General features: G+C 71.7%; 18 protein-coding genes. 14 read left to right on the top strand and 4 right to left on the bottom strand.

Annotation, left to right across the window (positions count from 1 at the left end; translation table 11 throughout):
- Window positions 1–2: 2 nt before the first annotated feature.
- Window positions 3–893 carry a hypothetical protein gene (locus ACFTZL_RS11215; protein ID WP_382580398.1) on the bottom strand — a complete coding sequence of 297 codons (891 nt, stop codon included), beginning with the start codon at window positions 891–893 and terminating at the stop codon, window positions 3–5.
- A gap of 309 nt (window positions 894–1,202) precedes the next feature.
- Here ACFTZL_RS11215 and ACFTZL_RS11210 point away from each other — a divergent pair, with 309 nt between their 5' ends.
- The 3 genes from ACFTZL_RS11210 to ACFTZL_RS11200 are packed head-to-tail and all read left to right on the top strand — an operon-like array spanning window position 1,203 to window position 5,620.
- Complete coding sequence (locus ACFTZL_RS11210) at window positions 1,203–3,257, top strand: flavin monoamine oxidase family protein (RefSeq protein ID WP_382580396.1); 2,055 nt, start codon at window positions 1,203–1,205, stop codon at window positions 3,255–3,257.
- Entirely contained in the window at window positions 3,254–5,086 is a 1,833-nt protein-coding gene (locus ACFTZL_RS11205; RefSeq protein ID WP_382580394.1) for an alpha-keto acid decarboxylase family protein, read from the top strand. The genes ACFTZL_RS11210 and ACFTZL_RS11205 overlap by 4 nt, the downstream gene beginning before the upstream one ends.
- Window positions 5,087–5,110: 24 nt before the next feature.
- Complete coding sequence (locus ACFTZL_RS11200) at window positions 5,111–5,620, top strand: inclusion body family protein (protein WP_382580392.1); 510 nt, start codon at window positions 5,111–5,113, stop codon at window positions 5,618–5,620.
- A gap of 15 nt (window positions 5,621–5,635) precedes the next feature.
- Here the strand turns inward: ACFTZL_RS11200 and ACFTZL_RS11195 are convergent, their stop codons facing one another.
- A complete protein-coding gene (locus ACFTZL_RS11195) occupies window positions 5,636–6,655 on the bottom strand; it encodes an aldo/keto reductase (protein ID WP_382580390.1) in 1,020 nt (339 codons plus the stop codon).
- 109 nt (window positions 6,656–6,764) lie between these two features.
- On the opposite strand from ACFTZL_RS11195, the gene ACFTZL_RS11190 reads away from it, so the two are divergent.
- Both ACFTZL_RS11190 and ACFTZL_RS11185 read left to right on the top strand, forming a co-directional pair.
- Window positions 6,765–7,373 carry a TetR/AcrR family transcriptional regulator gene (locus ACFTZL_RS11190; protein WP_382580388.1) on the top strand — a complete coding sequence of 203 codons (609 nt, stop codon included), beginning with the start codon at window positions 6,765–6,767 and terminating at the stop codon, window positions 7,371–7,373.
- A gap of 105 nt (window positions 7,374–7,478) precedes the next feature.
- A complete protein-coding gene (locus ACFTZL_RS11185; protein ID WP_382580387.1) occupies window positions 7,479–7,913 on the top strand; it encodes a hypothetical protein in 435 nt (144 codons plus the stop codon).
- On the opposite strand, the gene ACFTZL_RS11180 is transcribed toward ACFTZL_RS11185, so the two are convergent.
- Entirely contained in the window at window positions 7,910–8,572 is a 663-nt protein-coding gene (locus ACFTZL_RS11180) for a TetR/AcrR family transcriptional regulator (protein WP_382580385.1), read from the bottom strand. The two genes, ACFTZL_RS11185 and ACFTZL_RS11180, sit on opposite strands and share 4 nt — an antisense overlap.
- Before the next feature lie 100 nt (window positions 8,573–8,672).
- On the opposite strand from ACFTZL_RS11180, the gene ACFTZL_RS11175 reads away from it, so the two are divergent.
- Window positions 8,673–9,320, top strand: a complete 648-nt coding sequence (locus ACFTZL_RS11175) for an SRPBCC family protein (protein WP_382580384.1) — start codon at window positions 8,673–8,675, stop codon at window positions 9,318–9,320.
- Window positions 9,321–9,339: 19 nt separating this feature from the next.
- Here ACFTZL_RS11175 and ACFTZL_RS11170 read toward each other — a convergent pair whose 3' ends face one another.
- Window positions 9,340–10,287, bottom strand: coding sequence for a LysR family transcriptional regulator (locus tag ACFTZL_RS11170; RefSeq protein WP_382580382.1), 948 nt, complete (start codon window positions 10,285–10,287; stop codon window positions 9,340–9,342).
- 153 nt (window positions 10,288–10,440) lie between these two features.
- Between ACFTZL_RS11170 and ACFTZL_RS11165 the strand changes: the two genes are divergently transcribed.
- The 8 genes from ACFTZL_RS11165 (at window position 10,441) to ACFTZL_RS11130 (ending at window position 14,485) form a co-directional block, all read left to right on the top strand.
- On the top strand, window positions 10,441–11,136 hold the full coding sequence (locus tag ACFTZL_RS11165) for a type 1 glutamine amidotransferase domain-containing protein (protein WP_382580380.1): 696 nt from the start codon (window positions 10,441–10,443) through the stop codon (window positions 11,134–11,136).
- A gap of 8 nt (window positions 11,137–11,144) precedes the next feature.
- The gene (locus ACFTZL_RS11160) at window positions 11,145–11,423 is read left to right on the top strand and encodes a hypothetical protein (RefSeq protein WP_382580378.1); all 279 of its coding nucleotides are present in this window, start codon (window positions 11,145–11,147) and stop codon (window positions 11,421–11,423) included.
- Window positions 11,424–11,591: 168 nt separating this feature from the next.
- On the top strand, window positions 11,592–12,269 hold the full coding sequence (locus ACFTZL_RS11155; RefSeq protein WP_382580376.1) for a hypothetical protein: 678 nt from the start codon (window positions 11,592–11,594) through the stop codon (window positions 12,267–12,269).
- Between the two features lie 200 nt (window positions 12,270–12,469).
- Complete coding sequence (locus ACFTZL_RS11150) at window positions 12,470–12,604, top strand: hypothetical protein (RefSeq protein ID WP_382580374.1); 135 nt, start codon at window positions 12,470–12,472, stop codon at window positions 12,602–12,604.
- Window positions 12,605–12,648: 44 nt separating this feature from the next.
- Window positions 12,649–13,047, top strand: a complete 399-nt coding sequence (locus ACFTZL_RS11145; RefSeq protein ID WP_382580372.1) for a DUF5994 family protein — start codon at window positions 12,649–12,651, stop codon at window positions 13,045–13,047.
- 23 nt (window positions 13,048–13,070) lie between these two features.
- Window positions 13,071–13,538 carry a DUF5994 family protein gene (locus ACFTZL_RS11140; RefSeq protein ID WP_382580370.1) on the top strand — a complete coding sequence of 156 codons (468 nt, stop codon included), beginning with the start codon at window positions 13,071–13,073 and terminating at the stop codon, window positions 13,536–13,538.
- 150 nt (window positions 13,539–13,688) lie between these two features.
- Window positions 13,689–14,255, top strand: a complete 567-nt coding sequence (locus ACFTZL_RS11135) for a DUF5994 family protein (protein ID WP_382580368.1) — start codon at window positions 13,689–13,691, stop codon at window positions 14,253–14,255.
- A 5-nt stretch (window positions 14,256–14,260) separates the two neighbouring features.
- Window positions 14,261–14,485 (top strand): hypothetical protein, encoded by a 225-nt coding sequence (locus ACFTZL_RS11130; protein WP_382580366.1) that lies wholly within the window; start codon window positions 14,261–14,263, stop codon window positions 14,483–14,485.
- Window positions 14,486–14,526 lie beyond the last annotated feature (41 nt).

Genomic DNA, 14,526 nt, shown 5'->3' with positions numbered 1-14,526 from the left:
GCTCAGGGGGTGCTGAACTTCAGCACGGCTCCGTCCTCGTTGTGCGCGACGACGGTCGCCTTCAGCGCGTCGCCGAACCCCGCCTCGCCGCCCGTGCCGCCGAGTTGCATCACCGTGCCGTCCGTCTGGAAGGTGACGTGCTCGTCCGCCACGGAGACATGGACCCTCGTCCCGTTCGCCGTGATGTCCGCCGTGGAGGTCACCAGGACCTCGCACCCGCCGTCCGAGCAGGCGGCGAAGTTCTTGCCGTCCGCCGCCTTGGGCAACGGACCGGAGGGGTCGGGCGCGGGCGCGTCGCCGGTCCCCTCGCCGGGCTTCCAGCCCGGGGCGCACGGGGCGGCCTTCCGGTACGCGGCCGCGAGCCGCGGGTCCTTCTCGGTGAGCTCGGGCAGGTCCGGCTTCGGCGGGGTGAGGGTCTGTACTTGCTTGTCGACGTCCGCGGCACTGTCCCCGGCGTTTTCGAGGCCCACTGCCGGTGACACCGCTTCGAGTTTCGTCGCGACACCGTTCACCTTTTTCCGCAAGGCGTCGAGCATCCGGTCGGCCGCGGGAACGCCCGAGCGGCCGATGTCCTCGAGGTCGCTCTGCACACTGTCCACCGCCGACGGTGTGCCGGCGAGGTAGCCGAGGGCGGTGGCCCGGGCGACGAGATCCCCCTCGCCCGCGCCCCGGATCTCCTTCAGCTCCGCGGCGCTCTCCGCCCGCAGTTCCTTGAGTGCGACCGTCGACTCGCAGACATCGCCGGCCCAGTTCACCAATTCCCCGGACGGCGGGGACGGTGACGGGGAGGCCGATTTCTTCGCGGCGGGGCCGGTCGAGCCGTCCGCGTCGCACCCCCCGACGGCCAGCACCAGCCCGGCGACCACGACCGCGACGCTCCCTTTGTTACCCATCCGACGACCCCTCTCCCTGCCACGATCCGTCTCCGTAGGACCAGTTCAGCCCCGCCACGGATTGTTCGGCCACCCGGTCCACCGCCCTGAACAACGCGGTGGGCGGCTGTCGGTGGTGGTACGTATTCCGCAAGTGAATTATTCATGGGATTTCGAGCCCAATTCCCTTCTGTCTCTGGGGAATCTCCCGTCCGTCGAAAGGGAATTCGAGCAAGGTGAAATCCCGTCAATAGGGGCGATGGATGTTTTCAGGACTTTACCCGTCGGTAAAACCACGAAATCGTTTCGCCATATCTACGATCGCTGGCTATGACCGACACTTCTCGGGACAGCTCCGCCACCCGTGCGCGCTGGCAGACCTGTATCCGGCTCGCCCGCGAACTTCTGCTCGTCGGGCCGGACGGCAAGGACCTCAAACTCGACTATCTGCACACCCTGATAGACACGGGCCGCCTCGGCCCCACCCACCACCCGCGCAAGAAGATCCTCGTCATCGGTGCCGGGATCACCGGCCTCGTCGCCGGGCGATTACTCAAGGACGCCGGCCACGACGTCACCGTCCTGGAGGCCAACGCCAGCCGGGTCGGCGGGCGCGTCAAGACGTTCCGGGCCACCAAGCACCACCAGCCCTTCGACGACCCGGCCCAGTACGCCGAGGCCGGTGCCATGCGGCTGCCCGACTTCCACCCGCTCGTCCTCGCCCTGGTCGACAAACTCGGGCTCGGCCGCCGCCAGTTCTACAACGTGGACGTGGACCCCGGCACGGGCAGCGGCTCCGACGTCCCCGTGCCCCCGGTGTCGTACTCCTCCTTCACCGGCCGGACCTGGGCCTATGGCGACGACAGCCCCGACTTCCGCGAGCCCGACAAGCGCGGCAACTCCTGGATCCGCACCAACCGCGTCCAGGTGCGGCGCTCCGACTACACCGCGGGTCCGGAACGCATCAACGAGGGCTTCCACCTCACCGGCGACGAAGTCCGTTCCCCCGTCGTGAAGATGGTCGACGACGCGCTGGAATGCGTGCGCGACTACTACTCCGACGTGGTCGACGGCCGGCGCGTGAACAAGCCGTTCGAGGAGTGGGTCGAGGGCTGGGCACGGGTGATCCGCGACTTCGACGGCTACTCGATGGGCGGCTTCCTGCGCGACCACGCCGGCCTCAGCGACGAGGCCATCGAGGCCGTCGGAACCCTGGAGAACATGTCCTCGCGGCTGCATCTCTCCTTCTTCCACAGCTTCCTGAGCCGCAGCGACATCAACCCCGGGGTCCGCTACTGGGAGATACCCGGCGGTAGCTGGCGTCTGCCGCACGCCCTCCACCAGGGCCTGCGCGACGAGGTGCGGCTCGGCCACCGCATGATCCGCCTCGAGTACCACGACCCCAGCCGCGACACCGACCCCGAGGGCACCGGCGCCGTCGGACCCGACGGCTGGGGCGTGGCCGTGCAGACCGTCGCCGAGAACGATCCACAGGCCCCGCCCCGCCTGTGGACGGCGGACCTGGCGATCGTCACCGTCCCGTTCTCCGCCCTGCGCTTCGTGGAGATCGTCCCCTCGATGTCGTACAAGAAGCGCCGCGCGATCATCGAGACCCACTACGACCAGGCCACCAAGGTGCTGCTGGAGTTCAGCCACCGCTGGTGGGAGTTCACCGAGGACGACTGGCGCGAGGAGCTGGACCGCATCTCGCCGGGGCTGTACGAGCACTACCGGCAGGGCGCCGACGCGGACACCGCGCTCACGGTCGTCAGCACGGACTCCGGGACCGGTCTCACCTTCGCCGGGCTGCTCGGCGCCGCCGTCAAGGACAGCAGCGTCACCGAGGAGATGCGGGAGCTGAACAGCAGCCTGCCGCTGCGCGGCCCCGCCGTCCGCCCCGCCACCCACTGCTTCGGCGGGGGCTCCGCCGCCGACAACCCCAACCGGTTCATGTACTACCCCTCGCACCGGGTCGAGGGCAGCACCGGCGGCGTCGTCCTCGCCTCCTACTGCTGGTCCGACGACGCCGCGCGCTGGGACTCCATGCGCGGTGCCGAGCGCTACGTCTACGCCCTGCGCAATCTCCAGGCCCTGCACGGCCGCCGCATCGAGGTGTTCTTCACCGGGCAGGGCGCCACGAAGAGCTGGGCCCGCGACCCGTACGCCTTCGGCGAGGCCGCCATCTACACCGCGCACCAGATGACCAGCTTCCACCTGGACGTCTCCCGGCCCGAGGGTCCGGTGCACTTCGCCGGAGAGCACACCTCCCTCAAGCACGCCTGGATCGAGGGCGCCCTGGAGAGCGCCGTGCGGGCCGCGCTCGCCGTCCACCAGGCCCCGCCGGTCACCGTCCCGGGCGCGGACCGGCAGGGGGAGAGCTCGTGACCGCGATCGACCGGGGGTGCACGGTCGCCCGCTATCTCGCCCTGCGGCTGGCCGAGTTGGGCATCACCCACCTGTTCGGCGTCCCCGGCAACCACCTCGGCCCGTTCCTGACCACCCTGCGGGAGGAGGACGACATCGAGTGGGTCGGCACCCCCACCGAGGGCGGCGCCGGCCAGGCCGCCGACGCCTACGCCCGTATCCACGGCGTGGGAGCGGTGGCCGTCACCTACAGCGTGGGCGCGTTCAATCTGCTCAACGCCTGCGGGGGCGCCTACGTCGAACAGGTCCCGCTGGTCGCGGTCAACGCCTCCCCGCCCTATGAGCAGTGGCAGAACTACCGTGCCGTCGGCCTGCTCACCTCGCACATGAGCCCCCGCGCGGAGAGCAACCTGGACGTCTACCGGCAGGTCACCGTGGACGCGCAGGTCATCTCCAACCCGGGCCTGGCCCCCGGCCAGATCGACGCCGCGCTCACCGCGTGCCTCTCCGAGCGCCGGCCGGTCTACCTGGAGATCATGGAGGACCTCTGGGACGAGCCCTGCCCCGAACCCGAGGTGCCGCTCGTGCCCCGCGAGCGGCCGTTCAGCGAACGCAACCAGACCATGCTGGACCACGCCGTGCAGGCGGTCCTCACCCTGGTCGAGGAGCATCCCGGCCCGGACGGCAGGCCCCGCCCGATCGTGTGGGCCGGCGAGGAGATCGAGCGGTTCCGTCTCGGCGAGCAGCTCACCGGCCTGGTGGAGGCCACGGGCGTGCCGTTCTGCACCACCGTCGGCGCCAAGGCCGTCGTGGACGAGGACCTGCCGCAGTTCCACGGCGTCTACAACGGCCCGGCCAGCCACCCCGATGTGCGCGGCGTCTTCAAGGACTGGGCCACCTGCCGGATCGGGCTCGGCGCCTGGTCCACGTCGAAGAACCTCGGTGGCGAGCAGTCCGTCGGCGGCGACTGGGTGATGGCCGCGCTGGGTGGCGTCAGCGTCGGCACCTCCTACTTCCCCGACGTCCAGCTCCGTCATCTGCTGCCCGCCCTCCAGGACGCGCTGGTGAAGGCCTACGGCTCCGGGGGCCTGGCCGCCGACTACTACGCCGAGTCCTACGACCACCACGGCTCGCCGGGCGACCGCCCCGCGGCCCTCGAACAGCACCGCGCCTCCCTCCGCGCCGGCGCCGCGCGATCCCGCCGGCCGGACGGGCAACACCTCACCTACGACGGTGTCTTCGACCGGATCAACCACTTCCTGAACCACGACACCGGCGAGGACTGGACGGTCGTCTCGGACGCCGCGTTCTCCCTCATCGGCTCGATGAACCTGTCCCTGCCGGCGGGCGGGTTCCTCTCACAGGTGAGCTGGCTGTCCATCGGCTGGTCGGTCGGCGCGGCCACCGGCGCCGCGCTCGCCCCCGAGCGCGAGGACGCCCGCCCGATGGTGTTCGTCGGCGACGGCGCCTTCCAGGAGACCTGCCAGGAGCTCTCCACCCACACCAGGCTCGGACTTCGCTCGGTGGTGTTCGTCATGGACAACGGCCACTTCTACGGCATCGAACAGATGCTGGTGCACCCGGAGTTCTACGCCGACCAGGACGCCGCCGGACCGGACTTCTACAACGTCCTGCACCCCTGGCACTACGACCGCCTCGCGGCCGTCTTCGCCGGCGGGAAGACCCCGGCGAACGGCGTCAGCGTCACGCACACCGCGGAGCTGGACGACGTGCTGGCCCGCCTCGACGACCCGGCCGACCCGCTCAACGCCGGACCGCTCCTGGTCCGCGTCCGGCTGCACCGGCACGACTACCCGCGGGCGATGGCCTACAAGGTTCCGCACTCATAGAGACCCACACAGGGAGAGAAGACCATGGCTGATCTCAACGTCCTCATCGCGTTCGACGCGGCAACGATCGTCGAACGCAACCCCAACGCGTCCCGCAACCCCGACGCACCGACCCAGGTCGACGAGAGCCTGATCTACATGACGACCCGCCACGACCACATCGTCGGCACGTCGGGCGCCGAGCTGAACCTGCGCGCCGAACCCGGCGACACCGTCAAGTGGCGCGAGACGACCGTCTCCCTGGGCAGCGACTACAAGGCCCTGCTGTACCGCTACGTCAGCAGCGACAGCCAGCACCAGCTCATCCGCACACCGGAGATCGAGGTGATCGACGGCATATACCCCCTGCCGAAGGAGGGCAGCGAGGGCCGGCCGGAGTTCGACACCCAGCGGTACCAGGACCACTACTGGCGGACGACCGTCAAGAGGTCCGGCAAGGTCACCTACCACTTCTACTTCCAGATCCTGGACCGCCACCGCCAGTTGAAGGGGTACTTCCAGTGGGACCCCTTCATCACCATCGAGGACGCCTGACGCGTTCCCGCCCGGTCAGCGGCGCCGCAGCGACGGGTCGAGCAGCGCGGGCGGGGTGTCGTGCTTCTCGTGCGGGGCCAGGTCGGTGCCGGGCGGGACGATCCGGTCGATCGCGTCGAGCACGTCGGGGGTGAGCACGGTGTCGGCGGCGGCGAGCTGCGCGGCGAGATGGTCCGGCGTCCGGGGGCCGATGAGCGCGCTGGTCACGCCGGGATGCGCGGTCACGAAGCCCAGCGCGAGCTGGATCATGGTCAGGCCGGCCTGGTCGGCGACCTCGGCGAGGCGCTCGACGGCGTCGAGCCTGGCCCGGTTGGCGGGGAGGGAGGTGTCGAAGCGCTCGGGCATGAACGCCGAGCGGTTCGTGGTGATGTCCCGCCCCTCGCGTATGGCGCCCGTCAGCCAGCCCGAGGCGAGCGGGCTCCACACCAGTACGCCGAGCCCGTACTCCTGCGTGACGGGCAGGACATGGGTCTCGATCCCGCGCTGGAGGACCGAGTAGCCGGGCTGTTCGGTGACGTAGCGGCTCAGGTGTAGCTCGCGGGCGGCCCACTGTGCCTGCACGATGCGGTACGCGGGGAAGGTCGAGGAACCGAAGTACCTGATCTTCCCCGCGCGTTGCAGGTCGGTCAGCGCCGCCAGGGTCTCCTCGTCGCCGGTGCGCGGATCCCACCGGTGGATCTGGAACAGGTCGACGTGGTCGACCCCGAGGCGGCGCAGGCTGTCGTCCAGCGCGGTGACCAGCCAGCGGCGCGAGGCGCCCTGGTGGTTGCGCTCCTCGCTCATCGGCATGCTCGCCTTCGTGGCCAGCACGATGTCCTCGCGGCGCCCCACGATGGCCTTGCCGACCATCTCCTCGGACTCGCCGCGGCCGTACATGTCGGCGGTGTCGATGAGGTTGATCCCCGCCTCCAGGGCGGCGTCGACGAGGGCGGTGGCCTCGTCCTGGGTGGTCCGTCCGATCCGGCCGAAGTTCATCGCGCCGAGCGCGAGGGAGCTGACCTGCACACCGGTGCGGCCCAAGGTGCGGTACTGCATGACCGTGTCTCCTCTGGCATCATACGGGAAGCGGAACGACGTTCCGCTTACGACAATACGGAACACTGTTCCGTTTTTGCAAGGGTGAGGTCCGAGGAGGAGTGACGCGGTGAACGACAGCGGTGAGGGCGGGGGGAGCGCGGCCCCGTCCCGGCGGAAGGACGCCCGGCGCAACAAGGCGGCCCTGCTCGACGCGGCCGCCGCGGTCTTCGTCACGTCGGGCGTGGAAGCGCCGGTGCGTGACATCGCGGCCAGGGCCGGGGTCGGGGTGGGCACGATCTACCGCCACTTCCCCCACCGGGCGGACCTCGTCATCGCCGTCTACCGGCACCAGGTCGACGCCTGCGCCGAGGCCGGCCCGGACCTGCTGGCGAGCGGTGCGACCCCGCACGCCGCACTGCGGCAGTGGATCGACCTCTTCGTCGACTTCCTGGTGACCAAGCACGGCCTCGCCGCCGCCCTGCGCTCCGACGACGCCGGCTTCGAGGCGCTGCACGCCTACTTCATCGACCGGCTCGTGCCCGTCTGTGCCGAGTTGCTGGCCGCCGCGGCCGACGCGGGCGAGATCGGCTCCGACATCGAGGCGTACGAGCTCATGCGCGGCGTCGGAAACCTCTGCATCGGCGCGGACGGCGACAGCGACCCCGGCAGCGAACAACCCCGCTACGACGCACGGCGCCTGGTCGGACTCCTCGTCACGGGACTGCGCCGTCCGTAGCGAACTCCCCCTGGCCGACTGTCCGGATTCGGTGTTTCTCCGGAGCGGCGTTGATGGCACCCTGACGAGCACTTCGGAACGGGCCGGCAGAGCGGAAGCGGCAGCATGATCAAGTGGATGCCCCTGGGCACCGGAGCCAGGCCCGTCCCCCGGCCGGTGGCGACCCCGCTGGTCTGGGCCGGGGCCTTCGCGGGCGCGCCGGCGCTGGTGGCGTGCCTCAACACCGTGGTGGGGCCCGGCCGTCCGGAACTGGCCCTGCCCGCGCTGTCCCTGCTGGCCGCCGTGCTCGGCCTGGGCGCCCGCTTCACGGCCGCCCCCGGCACGGCCCTGCTGTGCTGGCTGTTCCTCAACGGCTTCGTCATCCCGCCCGCCGGCACCCTCACCTGGGCCGGACACCGCGACACCACATGGCTCGCCTGTCTGCTCGCCGCCGCCCTCCTGGGCACGGCCCTGGCCCGCCTGGCCCACGCCCGCGCCGCCTACCGCCGCCTCGCCCCCGGGAACGGCCCGGGCGACGGCGGCCCCGGCGCCACGACCTAGTCCGGGCGGGAGAGTGCGTCCAGTTCGGCGGCGAAGAGCTGGGCGGGGTCGATCCCCATCCCCGTGAAGTGGCCCGAGAGTTCCAGGGACAGGACGCCGTGCAGCCGGGTCCAGAAGGCCAGGGCCCGGCGGAGGGCCGCGGGCCGGGCGGGATGGCCGTCTGCCCAGTCCCGGTGGTCCTCGAGGTGCGCGTCCAGCGGTGTCGCCGCGCTGTCCTCGCTGTCCCGGGGCAGCGCGGCACACGCGTCGAGCAGGGTCGCCATGATCTCGGACGAGATCGCGGTGACGTCGTCGGGCGCGTGGTAGCCGGGGACGGGGGTGCCGTAGATGAGGAGGTACCGCTGGGGGTCCTCCAGGGCCCAGCCGCGCAGGGCGTGCCCCAGCGCGGCGACGTCGGCCCCGGCCCCGGAAGCCGCGCGGAAGGTGCCGGCGAGGCTGCGGTAGGCGTCGGTGACGAGCTCGGTGATCAACTCGTCGCGGCCGGCGAAGTACCGGTACAGCGCGGGCCCGCTCATCCCCATCCGCTTGGCGATCGCGTTGAGGGAGAGCGCGGACGCGCCCGCCGTGGCGATCTGCTCCCACGCGTGTTCCTTGACCTCCGTACGCACCTGGGCGCGGTAGCGCTCGCGCGGGGTCTTCGTCGCACCTGCTTCAGTCACAGTTAGAGGTTATCACCAAAGTTATTGACACTCTCCCGACTGTCGAGTTACAACTTCTAACGAACGAGAAGCCAAGTAACCGAACGTCGAGAGGGACACCATGAGCAGCAGCAGCACCTCACGAGGCGGCGCCGTCACCGGCCTGGTCGCGCTCGCCGTCGCCGGCGTTCTCGCGAGCACCGTCCCCGCCGCCCAGGCCGCCACCCCGCACGGCGGCACGTCCCAGTGCCGTGGGCAGGGCGTCGACAGCGACGCCCTCATCCGCTACGAGGCCGACACCGTGATCAAGGCCCCGCTCAGCACCGTCTGGAAGCTGCAGACCGACGTCGAGAGCTGGCCGTCCTGGCAGCGGCCGGTCACCTCCATGGAACGTCTCGACTCCGGCCGCCTGTGGAAGGGTTCGCAGTTCCGGTGGACGACCCCGGCGCCCGCCACGCCCACCACTCCCGCCACCACACTCGAGATCACCTCCACCGTCCGGGAACTCCGCGACCGCGACTGCGTCCTGTGGAGCGGACCGGCGATCGGCGAGGGGCTGCGCATCGACGAGGGCGTGCATCTGTGGACGTTCAGGAAGGTCAAGGGCGGCGTGCGCGTCCACACCGAGGAGACCTGGACCGGCGCCCAGGTCGAGGCGGACGTCCCCACCGCGACGAAGGCCCTCGGCGACGGTCTCGACGCGTGGCTGCGCGATCTGAAAGCCGCCGCCGAGTCCCGCACCGGCGCCCGGGCGGGCGCCTCCGGCTGACACGTCGCGGGGGACGCGGCTACCAGCCGCGGGCGGCCGCCCGGAGGCGGTCGCGGACCCGGAGCACGTCGGGGTTGGCCTCGGCGCCGGGCCGCTGGACGAGGAACAGGGTGTTCAACGGCGGTTCCTCCGGGTCGTGGAGGAGGGCGAGACGGCCGGAGTCGAGGTACTCCTGGCACAGCGAACGGGGCAGCACGCTGACGCCCGCTCCTGCGTTGACCGCGGACAGGACGGCGTACAGGTTGGGCACGGTGACCGCGGCGCGGGTGGTGAGCTGTCTGCCGAAGACGGTCCGCCAGTAACGCCGCACGATGGGCAGGTCCTCGGCGTAGGTGACCATCGGGACGTCGCGCAGGGCGGCACACAGGTCGCCGTCGGCCCGCGAGTGCGCGGCGAGGCGCCGGGCCCAGTCGGGGGAGGCCACGAGCAGATACTCCTCGTCGGCGAGCGGGACGGACTCCAGGGCCCGGCCGCGGGGGCGCCGGGTCGTGATGACCAGGTCGTGGCGGCCCGACCGCATCTCCTCCAACAGGGGTTCGGGCAGCCCCTGGGTGACACGGAGCCGGACGCCGTCGGCGACGAGGGGGACCAGGGCGGGCAGGACGCGCACGCACAGCAGTTCCGACGGTCCGGCGAGATGCACGGGCAGGGTGGGGCCGCCCTCCCGGCCGCCGCCTTCCAGGGTCGCGAGGGCGTCGAGCGGGCCCTCGATCCGGGCGGCCAGCTCGTGGGCGACGGGCGTGGGTTCCACGCCGCGCGGCAGCCGGGTGAACAGCTCGCGGCCGGTCTGCTGCTCCAGGGTGCGGATCTGCGCGGTCACGGTGGACTGGGACAGCCCGAGCGCGGGGGCGGCGGCGGTGAACGTACCGGCGCGGTAGACGGCCAGGAAGGTGCGCAGCAGGTTCAGGTCGGCATGGGCGGGTAGCTGCCTGCCGGTACCGGCGGCCTCGGGCGTCCGGTTCCTCATGACGCCAGCGTAGCCGCCGGGACACATCGGAGTGTCGATAGGTGAAATCGGCCCTCCTATTGGTACTCCGATGGGCACCGGCTCTAGCGTCGTGAGTGACGACGCGGCCGGACCATGCGGACCCACCACCCCTCAGAACCGTAGGAGCACCTCATGGCGAAGATCCTTTTCCTGATGACCGGCGCCGACCACTGGACGCTGGCCGACGGCAGCAAGCACCGCACCGGCTTCTGGGCCGAAGAGGCGGTCGCCCCGTACGAGGCGTTCAAGGCCGCGGGCCACGAGATCACCGTGGCCACCCCGGGCGGCGTCGTCCCGCCGGTCGACCCGGGCAGCCTGGCCCCGGAGGCCGCGGGCGGCGCGGAGAGCGCCGCGAAGATCAAGGCCGTGGTGGAGGGCGCCCCGGAGTTCCGCACCCCGCTGACGCTCACCGACGTACGCCTCGACGACTTCGACGCGGTGTACGTCCCCGGCGGCCACGGCCCGATGGAGGACCTCGCCGTCGACACCGACTCCGGCCGCCTCCTCGCCCGGGCCGTGGACTCCGGACTGCCGGTGGGCGTCGTCTGCCACGGCCCGGCCGCGCTGCTGGCCGCGGTGAAGGAGGACGGTACCAACGCCTACGCCGGCTACCGGATCACCGCCTTCACCAACGCCGAGGAGCGGCTGGCCGGCAGCGCGGACAAGGCGAAGTGGCTGCTGGAGGACCGGCTGACCGAGGCCGGTCTGACGGTCGAGACCGGGGAGCCGTGGGCGCCGCACGTCCGGGTCGACCGCAATGTCGTCACCGGCCAGAACCCCGCCTCCTCCGCCCCGCTCGCCGCCGAGCTGCTCAAGAAGCTTCCCTGACCACGCGCTTGAGAGAAGCGCGCCCACGAGAAGGACACCCCGCACCCGCAGAGGGCTTCCCCGGCCGTCTGTCCTGGACGGCGAAGCAGGACGGTACGCCGGAGGAGCGGCTCGACGTGCTGCACGCCTGGCTGGTGGAGGACCTGCCCGGCGGCCGGGTGCGGATCCTGACCCAGGAGACCCAGCTCGGCCGGCCCGCCGCGGCCCTGGCGGCCGAGCGTCCCGACCCGATGCTCAACGGCCACCAGGCCTGGCTGGACGGTCTGGTCTCCGCCGCCTCCAGGTAGCCGCACACCCCGGGGTCTCCCGGCCGTGGTCCCGGCGGACGGGTGCGCGGCCGGGAGTACCGTGAAGGTACCGAGAGCCCTTCGCGCACCGGCCCCGACACCGGTGCCGCCCTCGGCGACCGACGACCCCGGGTCGGGTCCTCCTGCGCCCGGAGCAGGGCTTGCCTCATGACGGTGCACGTTCCGGTCGCGCCGACGACCACAGAGCTCCCCGGGCGGCAGGCCGTCCCGGACCGGCGCGGCACGCGGAGGCAGCCCCGGCCGAGGCCGGAACGGGGCTCCTCCCCACGTGAAGGCGCCCGCGTCCGCGAGCTGACCCGACGTCAGGTCGAGGACCGGCTGGGGGAGCTCGGCGATCTGTACGCGGACACCTCCGGCGGCGGCCCGTGGGCGTGGAACGAGGCCCGCGGCGCCTTCCTGCGACGGCTGGAGGCCGATGCGAGGCGACCGGGGTTCTCGCTGCTGATCGCCGAGACCACAGCTCTGACCGGGTGCGCCTACGGCTTCCCCGTAGGCGGCGACGGGCCCTGGTGGGAGGGCTTCGACGGGTACCTCCCGGGGAGTCTGCTCCGTCTCGCGGGCTCCGGGCGCCTCTTCGTGGTCTGCGTGATCATCGTCCAGCCCTGGGTGCGCCGACAGAACCAGGACCGTGCCTGGAACCTCGCCCGGCGCCTCCAGAGGCGGCTGCTCACCGACCACGGCGCCACGGTCGGCGTGACGCTGGTGAACCGCTCCGACGACGGGATCGTCGAGGCGCTGCGGTCCTGGGGGTGGCGGTGTCTCGAGGGCGACACCCCGAGCACCACGCCGCCGGGCCCGTTCCGCGTTCTGGTCCTCGGGACCTGAACGGTCCCGGCTGTTACACGGGCGGGAGTACGGTGGAGACCACGAGCACTTCCGTATACCGGAATCCACCGGCCCCGGACCGTCGCCTCGTCTCCGGCGAGTCCACCCGAGCACCTTCCCTGCAGAGCACGTCACCAGTTCTCACTGGGGCAGCCCGTGACCCCGGCCGCGCCATCCGCATCCAGGCCGAGGAGCCACGCATGCCGTCCATTCCGGCCACGCCCCGCGGCCATGGCGATCCCTCCGCCGCCGTCATCCGCCTTCCCGAACGTCTCGGCTGGGTGCACGACGTGTGCCGGCCGACCGCCGAGCGGGTCGCGGCCCGGCGCGCTTGACGTCAACCATCCGACCTCGTACGGCAGTTGGCAGGAGCCTTCTCATGACCACCGCACTGCAGCCCCCGCTTCCCTCCCACCCCGTCCTCCGGCTGCGCCTCGCACCCGGCAGCGGCATGCCCCGGCCCATCGACGGAGCGTGGTGGCCCCGTTCGTACGACCTGCTCGCGGAGCTTCCCTCGCTGCTCGCGGGGTTGCCGCGCACGTGGGGCCAGATCACCAGCGTCACCGTCAACGGGGCGGTGTGGTCCACGGTGCCCGGCCGGACTCTCGTCTTCAACCAGGTCGTACGGCTGCACAGGGCCCTCGCCGCGTCCGCCCCGCACACCATCGTCCTGCTCACCCCCGGCCGGGGACGCTGGGACCTGATGGTCGTGCCTCCGGACACGACCGAGGCGGCGGCGGAACCGCTGATGGCGGCCGCCGCGAGCGATCAGGAGTGACGACAGGGAAGCAGGTGAGTGCGATGGCCGACTCCTCCGCCCCGCGGGGGACCAGGCTCCTGCCGGACGCCGTCCACCAGGCCGTGCGGCCCGGGACGGCTGTCGTACGGCTGGAGACGACGCACGAGCGGCAGGGCGTGCTCGACGGGGCGTGGTGGCCGCGCTCCCGCGACATCGCCGCCGAGCTGCCCGGCCTGATCTCCGCACTGACCGAGTACCTCGGGCCCATCACGCGTGTCGGCCTGGACGCCGGCGCCTGGGAAGGGCTGCCGACGCGGATGACCATCGACGACCGTGTCGTCCACATCGACTCCTTCGCGGCAGGCGACGACACCGTCCTCATCACCCGGGGCGAGCAGGATCTCTTCTCCCTCCTCGTGGTCCCGCCGCGCGCGACGCCCGACGCCGCGCGCGCGGCCATGGCCGAGGCCGTCCGCGCCGGCAGCGTGATGCGTGCCGAACGGATCCTTCTCGACACCGGCAGCGCATAGGCCGGGCTCTCCGTACGGTCCGTCGGGCCTGTCCGCGGAGTACGCTGGATTCACCGAGGATATTTCGAACACCGGCTGCCAGGCTCGTGTCGTTTTCGGCGATCGAATATGCCGGGCCGGTCGCGACCGGCCCGGGGCAGGGTTCGCGTCATGAATGCGACCATCTCCCGCCCGCCGACGACCGAAGCCGATGACCGGTTCTCCTCGTCCTCTCTGCGACTGTCGCTGGCGCCCGCCGGCTCCGCCCCGGCTCTGCTGGACGGCGCCTGGTGGCCCCGGTCCCGCGATCTCGGGGCGGAACTCCCGTCCCTGACCTCCGTACTGGACCCGCTGTGGGGGCGGATCACCCGGGTCACGGTGAATCCCACCCAGTGGCCGGTCATTCCACGCAAGGTGCCCGTCGCCGGGCACGTGGTGAACGTGGGCTGGTTCCTGCCCGAGCAGGACCCGCACGAACTGCTGTTGCTCTCGTACCACATGGGCCGCTGGAACCTCCTGGTGGTCCCGCCGCAGACGACTCCCGACTCGGCCGCCTGGCTGATGGCCGCCGCGAGTGACCCACGCGGTGTGTCGACCGCGAGCCGGTTGGTGGAGGAGGCGGCGCGCCTGCGGGCGCTGCGCGACGCCGACCGTGCCGTGGAGGCGGTCTGGGACTCCGAAGGAGGGCACGAGGCCCGCGACTCGGCCGCACGGCCGCGGATACCGACGGGAAGGTGAGGACCGTGGAGACGTTCGTGACCGTGGCCGTGATCCTGGGAATGATCGTGGTCGGGGTCCTGCTCATCCGCCTGCTGAACTCACAGCACGGCGACCGCATGGCCGCCATCCACTACGGCCGCTCCGGGATGCCGTTCGCGGGACCGGCTCCGTCGGCTCGGCGCAAGGTACGCGAGCGACTCCGTCTCAGGCGCCGCGACCGTGACCGTGACCAGGCACGGTACGGCTGACGGCCGACCAGCCGTCATCGCCGCCCTCGACGCGGGCACGT

The organism is Streptomyces sp. NPDC056948 (assembly GCF_042674225.1).
Taxonomy (GTDB): domain Bacteria; phylum Actinomycetota; class Actinomycetes; order Streptomycetales; family Streptomycetaceae; genus Streptomyces; species Streptomyces purpurascens.
The sequence above is the reverse complement of the archived record's forward strand: the minus strand, read 5'-3'. Positions and strand labels throughout refer to the sequence as shown.

Bases quoted from the DNA above. Each gene is read 5' to 3' on its own strand.
- ACFTZL_RS11140 (WP_382580370.1), top strand. From the start codon at position 13,071: ATGGCCGACTCCTCCGCCCCGCGGGGGACCAGGCTCCTGCCGGACGCC.
- ACFTZL_RS11145 (WP_382580372.1), top strand. From the start codon at position 12,649: ATGACCACCGCACTGCAGCCCCCGCTTCCCTCCCACCCCGTCCTCCGG.
- ACFTZL_RS11195 (WP_382580390.1), bottom strand. From the start codon at position 6,655: ATGCAGTACCGCACCTTGGGCCGCACCGGTGTGCAGGTCAGCTCCCTC.
- ACFTZL_RS11210 (WP_382580396.1), top strand. From the start codon at position 1,203: ATGACCGACACTTCTCGGGACAGCTCCGCCACCCGTGCGCGCTGGCAG.
- ACFTZL_RS11175 (WP_382580384.1), top strand. From the start codon at position 8,673: ATGAGCAGCAGCAGCACCTCACGAGGCGGCGCCGTCACCGGCCTGGTC.
- ACFTZL_RS11185 (WP_382580387.1), top strand. From the start codon at position 7,479: ATGATCAAGTGGATGCCCCTGGGCACCGGAGCCAGGCCCGTCCCCCGG.
- ACFTZL_RS11150 (WP_382580374.1), top strand. From the start codon at position 12,470: ATGCCGTCCATTCCGGCCACGCCCCGCGGCCATGGCGATCCCTCCGCC.
- ACFTZL_RS11200 (WP_382580392.1), top strand. From the start codon at position 5,111: ATGGCTGATCTCAACGTCCTCATCGCGTTCGACGCGGCAACGATCGTC.
- ACFTZL_RS11155 (WP_382580376.1), top strand. From the start codon at position 11,592: ATGACGGTGCACGTTCCGGTCGCGCCGACGACCACAGAGCTCCCCGGG.
- ACFTZL_RS11170 (WP_382580382.1), bottom strand. From the start codon at position 10,287: ATGAGGAACCGGACGCCCGAGGCCGCCGGTACCGGCAGGCAGCTACCC.
- ACFTZL_RS11215 (WP_382580398.1), bottom strand. From the start codon at position 893: ATGGGTAACAAAGGGAGCGTCGCGGTCGTGGTCGCCGGGCTGGTGCTG.
- ACFTZL_RS11135 (WP_382580368.1), top strand. From the start codon at position 13,689: ATGAATGCGACCATCTCCCGCCCGCCGACGACCGAAGCCGATGACCGG.
- ACFTZL_RS11165 (WP_382580380.1), top strand. From the start codon at position 10,441: ATGGCGAAGATCCTTTTCCTGATGACCGGCGCCGACCACTGGACGCTG.